Source organism: Ruegeria sp. A4, from assembly GCF_056543025.1.
The window spans coordinates 122,246-133,456 of the sequence record NZ_JBQGAW010000002.1; the positions used below are offsets into that span (position 1 = coordinate 122,246).

10 protein-coding genes and 1 pseudogene are annotated in these 11,211 nt (G+C 56.2%); 4 read left to right on the forward strand and 7 right to left on the reverse strand.

Annotation, left to right across the window (positions count from 1 at the left end):
- Nucleotides 1-251: 251 nt before the first annotated feature.
- Complete coding sequence (locus ACR0E2_RS09850) at nucleotides 252-1,883, forward strand: bifunctional aspartate transaminase/aspartate 4-decarboxylase (protein WP_480446267.1); 1,632 nt, start codon at nucleotides 252-254, stop codon at nucleotides 1,881-1,883.
- A 117-nt stretch (nucleotides 1,884-2,000) separates the two neighbouring features.
- Here ACR0E2_RS09850 and aspT read toward each other — a convergent pair whose 3' ends face one another.
- From aspT to ACR0E2_RS09870, 4 genes and pseudogenes are all read right to left on the reverse strand, one after another.
- Nucleotides 2,001-3,701 carry an aspartate-alanine antiporter gene (gene aspT / locus ACR0E2_RS09855; RefSeq protein ID WP_480446268.1) on the reverse strand — a complete coding sequence of 567 codons (1,701 nt, stop codon included), beginning with the start codon at nucleotides 3,699-3,701 and terminating at the stop codon, nucleotides 2,001-2,003.
- 234 nt (nucleotides 3,702-3,935) lie between these two features.
- Nucleotides 3,936-4,529: pseudogene (locus ACR0E2_RS09860) on the reverse strand (transposase family protein).
- Nucleotides 4,530-4,540: 11 nt separating this feature from the next.
- The gene (locus tag ACR0E2_RS09865; protein WP_480446269.1) at nucleotides 4,541-4,744 is read right to left on the reverse strand and encodes a hypothetical protein; all 204 of its coding nucleotides are present in this window, start codon (nucleotides 4,742-4,744) and stop codon (nucleotides 4,541-4,543) included.
- Nucleotides 4,735-5,865, reverse strand: coding sequence for a zinc ABC transporter substrate-binding protein (locus ACR0E2_RS09870; protein ID WP_480446270.1), 1,131 nt, complete (start codon nucleotides 5,863-5,865; stop codon nucleotides 4,735-4,737). The genes ACR0E2_RS09865 and ACR0E2_RS09870 overlap by 10 nt, the downstream gene beginning before the upstream one ends.
- Before the next feature lie 57 nt (nucleotides 5,866-5,922).
- Between ACR0E2_RS09870 and ACR0E2_RS09875 the strand changes: the two genes are divergently transcribed.
- From ACR0E2_RS09875 to ACR0E2_RS09885, 3 genes are read left to right on the forward strand one after another with little or no spacing between them, the layout of a single operon-like run.
- Complete coding sequence (locus tag ACR0E2_RS09875; protein ID WP_480446271.1) at nucleotides 5,923-6,435, forward strand: transcriptional repressor; 513 nt, start codon at nucleotides 5,923-5,925, stop codon at nucleotides 6,433-6,435.
- Nucleotides 6,436-6,437: 2 nt separating this feature from the next.
- Nucleotides 6,438-7,178 (forward strand): metal ABC transporter ATP-binding protein, encoded by a 741-nt coding sequence (locus ACR0E2_RS09880; protein WP_152460133.1) that lies wholly within the window; start codon nucleotides 6,438-6,440, stop codon nucleotides 7,176-7,178.
- Entirely contained in the window at nucleotides 7,178-7,975 is a 798-nt protein-coding gene (locus ACR0E2_RS09885) for a metal ABC transporter permease (RefSeq protein WP_152460625.1), read from the forward strand. Before ACR0E2_RS09880 ends, ACR0E2_RS09885 begins: the two co-directional genes overlap by 1 nt.
- A gap of 124 nt (nucleotides 7,976-8,099) precedes the next feature.
- Here ACR0E2_RS09885 and ACR0E2_RS09890 read toward each other — a convergent pair whose 3' ends face one another.
- The 3 genes from ACR0E2_RS09890 to ACR0E2_RS09900 are packed head-to-tail and all read right to left on the reverse strand — an operon-like array spanning nucleotide 8,100 to nucleotide 11,211.
- The gene (locus ACR0E2_RS09890) at nucleotides 8,100-9,173 is read right to left on the reverse strand and encodes a BMP family ABC transporter substrate-binding protein (RefSeq protein WP_152460134.1); all 1,074 of its coding nucleotides are present in this window, start codon (nucleotides 9,171-9,173) and stop codon (nucleotides 8,100-8,102) included.
- A 31-nt stretch (nucleotides 9,174-9,204) separates the two neighbouring features.
- Nucleotides 9,205-10,125, reverse strand: a complete 921-nt coding sequence (locus ACR0E2_RS09895; RefSeq protein ID WP_171232333.1) for an ABC transporter permease — start codon at nucleotides 10,123-10,125, stop codon at nucleotides 9,205-9,207.
- 3 nt (nucleotides 10,126-10,128) lie between these two features.
- Nucleotides 10,129-11,211 (reverse strand): ABC transporter permease, encoded by a 1,083-nt coding sequence (locus tag ACR0E2_RS09900; RefSeq protein ID WP_480446272.1) that lies wholly within the window; start codon nucleotides 11,209-11,211, stop codon nucleotides 10,129-10,131.

The window sequence follows — 11,211 nt, forward strand, 5'->3', positions numbered from 1 at the left end:
TCGTGACATCATTGGCGTGCTACCCTGTTGGGCAATAGGCGCGACCTGTTCCAGGATCTTTCAATCAGCGATCGCACCCGCAGCAACAGTCGTTTACTGGTTAGGAATCGCGACCCCAGAGCCTGTTTTGAAGTTCATGGTTTTCTTTTCGTCGGTCGCTCCATTCTGATAGTTCTGTTTACATTTGCGCATCACCTTGCATACGATCCGGTTGAATTCTTTCGATTGTTCTAACGCAAAGGTTTGATGCCATGGCAGAAACGCTGGACCTGCATAAGTTCGAGAACCTAAGTCCTTTCCAGATCAAAGACGAACTCATAAAGCTGGCGCAGAGGGAGTCGCGCCAAATGGCACTGCCATATTTGAACGCAGGGCGCGGCAACCCGAATTGGATCGCTACCAAGGCACGAGAGGCGTTCTTCCTTTTGGGTCAGTTCGCGATGACCGAGGCACAGCGACATCGCAATGAACCACAAGTTGGACTAGCCGGTATGCCACAAGGGCCGGGATGTTACGAACGGCTCAAGGCATACTGCGCCGACACGTCGAAAAAAAACGGTCCTCCAGGCGCAGATACTTTGGTGGCCGTGGTGGATTTTGCGATTGAAAAATTTGGTTTCACAGCAGACGATTTCGTACTCGAATTGACCGACGGTATCATTGGCGACCACTACCCGATGCCGGACAGGTGCTTGGAACACAATGAGGCGATCGTCCACGAATACGTGATGTGGGCGATGTGCGCAGGCCATCGGCCCGACGCAAAGTTCGATATCTACGCAGTAGAGGGCGGAACTGCTGCGATGTGCTATATTTTCAAGGCGCTCAAGAACCAGCGGCTGCTTAATGCAGGCGACACAATTGCATTGGGCACGCCGATCTTCACGCCTTATCTGGAGATGCCAGTGCTTGAAGATTACGGGTTGAATACTGTGGATGTGTCTTCTGCTGAAGAAGATCATTTTCAACTTAACGACAACGATTTTGAACTGTTGGCCGATCCCAAAGTCAAAGCGCTGTTCTTGGTCAACCCAGGGAATCCATCCTCTGTCGCGATCAGCCCCGAAGTCATGACCCGACTTGTGGACTTCGTTAAAACCCGCCGTCCTGACCTGATCATATTGACAGATGATGTCTACGGCACCTTCGTACCTGACTTTCAATCGGTGATGGGGCATCTTCCTGAAAACACGATCGGGGTTTACTCCTACTCGAAGTATTTCGGTTGCACGGGCTGGCGTCTGGGCGCAATTCTGGTGGCCGAGAACAACATCTTCGACAAGATGATTGCTGAGGCACCGGACGAGACCAAAGCTGTGGTGAACGCCCGGTATGAATCGCTGACCCCCGACCCGTCCTCGTTCAAGTTCATTGATCGGATTGTCGCCGACAGCCGGGATGTCGCACTAAATCACACTGCGGGTCTGTCGGTGCCACAACAAGTGATGATGACATTGTTCTCGCTTGTTGAATTGATGGACCAAGAGAAAGTTTATCAGAAATTCTGTTGGGGTATCTTGAAGCACCGTTTTGATGAACTGGTCGACGGATTGGGCGTTGAAGTCGCCGACAACCCGTTGTTCGACAAGTATTATGGCATCATAGATTTCGAGTTCTGGCTGCGGAAATACGTCGGCGAAGATGTGGTCGAATGGATCAAGGAAAACGTTCACCCGTTGGATATCTCGTTCAAACTGGCGCAGGACCACGGAATCGTGCTGTTGAACGGGTCCGGTTTTGATGCGCCCAACTGGTCTGCACGCGTGTCTTTCGCCAATTTGGACGACAGTGCCTATCGCCAGATCGGTCGCGCTGTACGGGCTGTGGCCGTTGGATATGTGCAGGCTTATCGCGCGTCAAAAGGATTGCCGTTGCACGGTTAAAAACATGGCCGCTGAGGACGCAGGCGACCCAAACTATCAGCCTGTCTTCTCAGCGGGTCATGCCCTAGCCGCATGCCACATAGTCGCGATCGAAAGTTGAGGTAATTCTGAAGCGACTTACGGTACGAACGCCACAACGAGCGGGCCCCAGAGCGTCAAAAAGATATTTGCAACCGCATAGGTCATGGTGAACGCTGGCGTGGGGGTGGAGTTCCCTGCCTTTTCAAGCAACGTGGCAAACCCCGGGTTCCCGGACCGGGACCCGGTAACAACCGCGCAGGCTTCGACCGGGTTTTTGATGCGCAAGACATAGTAGTTAATAGGGAATTGAACAATCATTGGCATCATTGTGACCAGGACTCCCAACAGAAGCAGGGTAACGCCGTACTGTTGAATTGCTTCCAGAGCAGGTTTACCGGCATTCAAACCAACAACCCCGACGAATACCGCCAATCCGAAACTCTGCAGAAAATTTGCGGCCCCATGGTTGATCCCGCCGATCTTTGGTCGGCGAATACGCAAATACCCGATTATCAACCCTGTCACGAGGCACCCAAGGCCCGAGCCGAGCGACACTTTGGTTCCAGCGATCACGAAGCTGATTTCGCCAATCAAATAGCCAATTGCCACACCAATCCCCAGCGCGATGAAATTTGTGGCCGAAGCCAATGGCGGTACGTATCCCGCCTCTTTTGCCGCACGGTTCAAATCGTCTTTGTGGCCGACGATGCAGATCTCATCGCCTGCATGAATTTCGGTATTTTGCAACACCGGCACTTCGTGACCCATTCGGGTAATCTTTGAGATGTGAACGCCGCGTCGTTGATCGTCTGTCAGGGATTCGCGTAATTCGGCAAGAGTTTTACCTGTCAGTTTCCGATTAGTGACAACAACATTTCGACGTTCTTCCACCACCGTCAATTCAGGTGGGTACTCACCAATTTCTCCGCTTGCACTACCTTCGAACCGGGTCAGGGTTGTAACAAGCCCCGATACAACGATGACGTCTCCTGGGCTGATAACCATGTCCGGTTTCGGATCTAACGGGGCACCTTCATGCAGAATTTTCTCGACGATCAGGTCGCCGTCGTAAGTGTTTTCGATGGATTTAACTGACTTTCCTGCAATCGAGGCGTCGGAACCTACCTGATAGGCGCGGGCGTTAAAGCGGTTCATTGGGAGGAACTCACCTTCTTCCAGTTTGCGGCCACCTCCGCTGAGTTTTTGGGCCAGCTTAATCGCCTCTTTGCGCAGATCCACGCGCATTATGATTGGAATAACACTCACCGCCAAAATTGGCCCGATCGAGCCGAAGATGTAAGTGACTGAATATCCCACGGCGATGTTGGTTTTGAGCTTTTCCGCTTCGTCAGCGGCCAGCCCAAGCAGGTCGATGGCATTTCCAGCGGTACCAATGATTGCGGATTGCGTAAGCCCTCCTGCAGCCAGCCCAGCGGCCAACCCTTTGTCCAACCCAGCCAAACGGGCGACGACCACCACAAAGAAAAGTCCCCAGACAGTCATCATAAATGCAGCCAGTAACTTGGTAAGTGCGGTTCGGTTCAGAGCTGCAAAAAATTGAGGGCCACCATTATAGCCGACCATAAAAATGAAGAGAGAGAAGAAAATATTCTGGACATCGGTGCTTAGGTTAATGCCCCCGATTTGACCTACAAGAACGGCCACCAAAAGGGTTCCGGCGATGCCACCAAGTTCGAACTTGCCGACCCTGAACTTTCCAACGCCATAACCTAAGCCCAGACAAAGAAACAGCGCCATAATCGGGAAGGTACGAAGCTGCTCAGAAATCAATTCCATTTTGAAATCTCCTGCGTCTCTCTTCAGGGTCGTTCCGATCAAGATACAGTGACTAACTATATTGAAAACAAAAAAACAATGTGACTGACGTAGCGCGAGGATTTAAGAGCACAGCGCTTCGCATCTCTATTCCGGCGGAAAGGTTTCGAAAAAGAGCTAATGTACATGGGCGAAGATTCCCAGTCAGTGGATGACGGTTTCTTTGAGTGCGGTCGCTGATTGGAAGACCCCGGATCAACGGTGATGGCGGGTTGCCGCACGCCTCCAATTCTTAAGCCCGCCAAACATAGTCTCGATGCAGTTGCGGCGCTTGTCTTCCTTGACCTGGCATCACGGCCACGTTCCCCAAGCAGCCAATCCACAGTTGGGATGCTACTGAGCAGAGCCCGGGCGTCGATGCAATCACTGTCGCTCCCGCCGGTCACGAACAGGTTGAGCGGGCGACCCTGGCCATCGCAGGCGGGCATCAGCTTGGTATTCATGCCGCCCTTGGTGCGCCCGATCAGGCGGCCACGCCCCCCTTTTTTCGGCCATACTGGTCTCGGTGCCGTTTGCCATGAGATAGGTCGCGTCCATTGCCCGGCAGGGGATCGTGGTCTTCCTTTCGCCGTGCCCGGCAACCAGTTCGGCCAACATCCGGGCGGAGATACCCTTCTTGCACCGACGCTTCCACCGGCTGTTAAGCGTCTTGTGAGTTCTGTATTCCTCGGGAGTGTCGCGCCACCGCGAAACATTGCAGTTGATGAAGATAATCCCGCGTAACACCGGTTTGTCATCAACCCGAGGCTTGCCGTGCGACTTCACGAAGAAGGGGGCGTGCCTAGCCATCTGCGCGCCGGTCAACCAGAAAAAATGACGTGTGTCACCGCTTCGTTTTTCAAGCCGTGAACCGTGCCGCGCAGTGAATACGGATGCTTCATGGCATTATATGTGAAGTAGCTGCCGATTTTTTCGGTCTGCGAGTTGATCCGCCCTGTCTTCTGGATGATTGAACCCGGCCAGTTTCTCAAACTGAACCGGGCTTGCGACAGGGTTAGAGACACTCGGCCAGAGTTTTTGCCATGTTGAGAATAACTTGCGGGTAGAGACCGGCTCCGGGTTCCAGATCAGAGCCCAGCGGATCGATTACGCCCGTTTTCGCCTCGGTCCCGTCCAGCACGGTTTTGACGATACCGGGGTTGAATTGCGGCTCGGCGAGAACGCAGTTGATACCTTCTTCGCGGATACGGGTTTGAATCTCGGCGATACGAGCCGGGCTCGGGTCCGAGGCGTCGGCGATGGAAATCGCACCTGCGGCCGGAAAGTCAAATGCATCCTCGAAATACTGGTAGGCGTCGTGGAACACGACGAAGCTTCCTCCGCGAACCGGTCCAAGTGTCTCGGCCACATGTTCAGACAGCGCGGCCATTTCAGCGCGCGCGGCTGCGGCATTGGCAAAATATGCACCTGCATTGTCCGGGTCGGCAGACGACAGCTGCGCGGCGATCAGATTCAGCCAGGTTTCTGCATTTGCCGGTGAAAGCCACGCATGTGGGTCGTGCGCGCCATGCGCGTGATCATGATGCTCATCATGCTTGTCTTGATCGGCATGTTCTTCGTGATCGTGATCATCATCCTTGGCGTGGTCGTCGTGATCATGCTCGTGATCATCATCCTTGGCGTGGTCTTCGTGATCATGCTCGTGGTCATCATCCTTTGCATGGTCGTCGTGACCATGTTCATGATCATCGTGATCGTGCCCGTCGTCTTCGATGTGCTCATCATCATGATCATGTTCGTCTTCGCCGCCATGATCGTGTGCCTCGAAAACAGCGCTTTCGCGGAACTCCAGAAGAACGGTTCCATCCGCATCAAGAAGGGACGTGACAGTCGCACCGTCGGCAAGGGTTTCGATGGCACTTTCCATCCAAGGTGTCAGGTCTTCTCCTACCCAGAACACCAGATCGGCATCCTGCAATGCGGCCGCCTCGGACGGGCGCAGGTTGTATTCATGGGGCGAGGCACCGGGTGCGACGATCAGGGCCGGTGTTCCGACGCCGTCCATAACCCGGGAAACGAGCGAGTGGATCGGCGCGATATCGACCGCGACGTTCGGAACGTCTGCGATGGCCGTTCCTCCCATCAATGCAACCGTGATCGAAACTGGAAGAAGCTTTCTGGACATCAGACCCTCTGTGTGATTTTATAACGTTACGAGTGGCAATACATGATATGAAATAACATGACAAGCGATACGAACCCTGTCTCTGGCGATGAGGCGGCCCCGGTCGGGTTTCAGGAACATGACCATCAGAGTTGCGTCAAAACTGCGTTGGTATCCGCCGAGGCGCGCTGCAAGGGCGAGGGGCTGCGCCTGACGCCGGTTCGCCGCAAGGTCTTGGAAATGCTGCTGCAAGAGCATCGGGCCCTTGGTGCCTATGCAATTCTTGACCGCCTGCGAGAGGAAGGGTTCGGGTCTCAACCTCCGGTCGCCTATCGGGCGCTTGATTTCCTTGTTCAAAACGGCTTCGTTCACAAGATCGAGCGGCTGAATGCATTCGTTGCCTGCTCTCACCCCGGCGCGTCGCATTCGCCGGCATTCATGATTTGCAGAAAGTGCGATGCCGTTGCCGAGGCGCAGTCCATGCCGGCCAAAGGTGTTCTGGGTGCCGCTGCGCGCGCAGCGGGTTTCGAGATCGAGCGAACGGTTGTAGAAGCCGAGGGACTTTGCCCCGACTGCACCGAAAAGGCCTGAAAATGACGCTCGTCTCGGTCGAGAATCTCAGTGTTCGCTATGGTTCAAACACTGTTCTGAGCCATGTGGACATGGCTGTCGAACCCGGCGAGATCGTCACCATCGTCGGGCCGAACGGGTCGGGCAAAACCAGCCTGTTGCGCGCCATCATCGGTGCGACCAGGCCAAGTGCCGGGCATGTATCGCTGAAACCCGGATTGAAGATCGGGTACGTGCCGCAGAAACTGCACGTGGATCCCACGTTGCCAATCTCGGTCGAGCGATTCATGCGACTGACCGACCGTGTCTCCGGCCGTCAGTGTGTCGAGGCATTGGAAAAAGCGGGCGTCCCGGATCTGTTGAAACGTCAGATGTCGCAACTGTCCGGCGGGCAGTTTCAGCGTGTGTTGCTGGCGCGGGCGCTGATCAACCAGCCTGACCTTCTGCTGCTGGATGAGGCAACCCAGGGGCTGGACCAGCGCGGATCAGCGAGTTTCTATCAGCAGATTGAGGCCGTGCGCCGCGAAACCGGATGTGCAATCCTGATGATCAGTCACGAATTGCACGTGGTCATGAGCGCCTCGGACCGGGTGATTTGTCTGAACGGCCATGTGTGCTGTGAAGGATCGCCGGCGGTGGTCGCTTCGGCACCGGAATACCGGGCCTTGTTCGGAACGGGAACAGGCGGAGCGCTTGCCCTGTACCGGCACGAGCATGATCACCATCACGACCATGATGCAAATCCTCAGGAAGCGGCGGAATGATGCTTGACGATTTCATGATGCGTGCAACGCTTGCAGGTATTGGCGTTGCGTTTGCGGCGGCGCCTCTTGGATGTTTCGTGGTGTGGCGCCGCATGGCGTATTTCGGTGACGCAACCGCACATGCCGCGATTCTGGGCGTGGCCCTGTCACTGACCTTTCAGATGTCGATCTTCACCGGTGCGCTGGCTGTTGCGTTGATTATGGCGCTGACGGTCACTTTGTTGGCGGGTCGTGGCTATGCGATGGACACGCTGCTGGGGGTCCTGGCGCATTCCGCTTTGGCTTTCGGTCTGGTTGCCGTTTCGTTTTTGTCCGGCGTCCGCATTGATTTGATGGCATATCTGTTCGGCGATATTCTTGCGGTATCCCGTTCGGATCTGCTTGTGATCTGGGGCGGCGCGGCGCTTGTCGTGGCGCTGATCGCCTGGCGATGGGCTCAGCTTTTGACGGCTACATTGAACGAGGAACTGGCCTATGCCAGTGGGTTCGACCCGAGGCGGGAACAGTTGATTCTGACTCTGTCTCTGGCGGTGACCGTGGCTGTTGCGATCAAGGTCGTGGGGGTATTGCTGATCGCGGCGATGCTGATCATTCCCGCGGCGGCGGCACGAAATCTGGCCCGCTCGCCCGAATCAATGGCGTTGATAGCGGCAGCAATAGGCGCGATGTCCTCGATTGCGGGGTTACGGGCAGCTTATGTGTTCGATACTCCGGCGGGGCCATCAATTGTCTGCGTCGCCGCAGTCTTGTTTGCCTGTCTCAGCGTGGTGGGGTGGCGAAGACAGGGCAGGGCGTGATGGATCTGAGCTTGATTGCGCTGACCAGGTAAACTCATTCGTTGTTCGGCACCTCAGGTGAGCACAGCACAAAAAAGGGCCCGCACACGGATTGCGGGCCCTTTCCGTTCCTTGACGATACAGCTTACTGCGGAATTTCGCCTTCCAGCCCTTCAACATAGAAGTTCATGCCTGCCAGCGTGCCATCGTCAGCGGTTTCGCCTTCAGCCAGCCAGTCGCTGCCGTCCTGCTTCTTCAGCGGACCGGTGAACGCGTGATAGCTGCCATCTGCAAGCGCCGCCTTCAGGGCCAGAGCCTCTTCCTTGACATCTGCGGGAACCGCGTCCGAAATCTCGCCGATTTCAACCATTCCTGCTCCGATACCGTCCCAGGTGTTGGAAGACGTCCAGGTTCCGTCCATTACCGCTTTTGTACGCGCGATGTAATAGGGGGCCCAGTTGTCGATGATCGATGACACACGCGGAAGCGGTGCGTACTCGCTCATGTCCGACGCCTGACCGAAGGTGATCACATTGCCGGCCTCTTGCGCTGCTGCTTGCGGCGCTGTCGAATCGGTGTGTTGCAGGATTACGTCCGCACCCTGTTCGATCAAAACGGTGGCGGCGTCAGCTTCTTTCGCCGGGTCGAACCACGTATAGGCCCAGACGATCTTGAACTCGACATCCGGGTTCACCTTCTTGGCGTGGATATAGGCCGAGTTGATGCCGCGGATCACCTCAGGGATCGGGTAGGAGCCGATATAGCCGATGATGTTCGACTTGGTCATTTTACCGGCGATGTGGCCCTGAACCGCGCGACCTTCGTAGAAACGGGCCGAGTAGACCGAGACGTTGTCGGCGGTTTTATAGCCGGTTGCGTGCTCGAACTTCACGTCCGGGAATTTCTTGGCCACGTTGATGGTCGGGTCCATGTAGCCAAACGAGGTGGTAAAGATCAGATCCGCGCCTTCCAGCGCCATCTGAGTCATCACGCGCTCGGCATCCGGGCCTTCGGGAACGGATTCAACGAATACGGTTTCAACCTTGTCGCCAAACTCTTTTTCAACGGCCTGCCGGCCCTTGTCATGTTCATAGGTCCAGCCGCCATCGCCGACCGGGCCGACATAGACGAAACCGACCTTGGTCTTGTCTTCGGCCATGGCCCCCGAGGCCAGACCCAGCGCCATGGCGGCGCTCGTCAGAAGTGTAGTGAATTTCATGTGTTACTCCCCAAGTTGGTACTGTTGGCCCCTAGTGTGAGGCATGGAAGGTCCGGCCCAGCGAGGCAGGTGCGCTGCTCTTGTCGGCCGAAAGGATCACAAGCACAAGGATCGTGATGATATAGGGCGACATTGCCAGATACTCGACGGGAATGGCAACGCCCGCTGCCTGCAAATTAAGCTGCAAAACGGTAATGCCGCCGAACAAATAGGCACCCAGCAGGACACGCCACGGCTTCCAGCTTGCAAAGACAACAAGGGCCAATGCGATCCAGCCGACACCGGCGGTCATGCCCTCGGTCCACTGCGGCACGCGGATCAGGCTGATATAGGCCCCGCCCAGACCAGCGCAGGCGCCGCCGAACATGATGGCCAGAATGCGGATCTTGATCACCTTGTAGCCCAGCGCATGCGCGGCATCGTGGTTTTCACCGACTGCCCGCAGGATCAGACCAAGACGGGTGTATTTCAGCACCGCCCAGACGGCCGCCGTGATCGCGATGCCCACGTACAGGATCGGGTCATGTTGAAACAGGATCGGACCGACAACCGGAATATCGCTGATCAGCGGAATATGGATGTCGCCCATACTGGGGGGTTTGATCCCCACATAGCTTTGCCCCATCAACGCGCTGAACCCCAGACCAAACAGGGTCAGCGCCAGACCACTGGCCACCTGATTGGCCAGCGCAAACTGCGTCAGCAGGACGAACAGCAGCGATAGAACAGCGCCGCCGATCGCGGCAGCAACAAAGCCCAGCCAGGGCGAGCCGGTCTCGACCGAAATCGCGAAGCCGCTGATCGCACCGACAATCATCATGCCTTCGACGCCGAGGTTCAGAACGCCTGCTTTCTCTACGACTAGCTCTCCGATCGCGGCCAGCAGCAAGGGGGTCGCGGCCACCATCAGTGAAGCGACCAGAAGTACGGGATTGATTTCACCAAGGTCCATGGGTCACGCCACCTCGTTACGGGCCGCACGGATGCGGTAGTTGGTCAATAGGTCGAAGGCCAGCAGGAAGAACAGCAGCATGCCCTGGAACACCTGAATGGCAGCGGCAGGCAGGCCCAGCTGCGACTGCGCGATTTCACCGCCGATATAGGTCAGCGCCATCAGGCCACCGGCCAGCAGAATGCCCACAGGGTGCAGACGGCCCAAAAAGGCCACGATGATGGCAGTGAAACCGTAGCCCACGTTGAAATCGATGCTGACAACGCCTGAAGGGCCGGAAACCTCGAACATGCCTGCAAGTCCTGCAAGCGCGCCGGACAGACCCAGACAGAACAGGATCAACCGGGCCGGGTTCACACCCGCAAATTTCGCGGCGCGTGGTGCTTCACCGGTCAGGCGGATGTGAAAGCCCAGCATGTGCCGGTTCAGCAGGACATAGGCAGAGATCACTGCTATCAACGCGGTCACAACACCCCAGTGCATACCGGATCCGGCGATCAGTTCGGCATTGTGCGCACTGTCATAGGATTGCAAATTGCGGGACCCCGGAAAGCCGAACCCCTCGGGGTTTTTCAGCAAACCCAGAGAAACCGAGGCCAGCATCTGCTCGGCCACATAGACCAGCATCAACGAGACGAGAATCTCGTTGGTGCCGAAACGCACCTTCAGGAAGGCGGGGATCATGGCCCACAACCAGCCGCCGAAGGCGCCGGCAATCACCATAATCGGAAAGATATAGAAGGCATCCAAAGGATAAAAGGCCAGCCCGGCACCCGCACCGAAGATGGCGCCCATGATATACTGTCCCTCGGCCCCGATGTTCCAGATGCCTGCACGAAAGCCCAGCGACAGACCGATGGCGATAAGCACCAGCGGAGCGCCTTTCACCAGCAGCTGTGGGCGATAATAAAAGGCGAATTCACCAAAAAGAGGTTCCCAGAAGATGGTGCCGATGGCCTCAACCGGATTCTTGCCCAGTATGGCAAACAATAACCCGCCAAAAAACATCGTCGCCAAAACTGCAACCAACGGCGTCGCATAAGACCAGACCCTGGAAGGCTGAGGACGTTTCTCCAGCAAAATCAT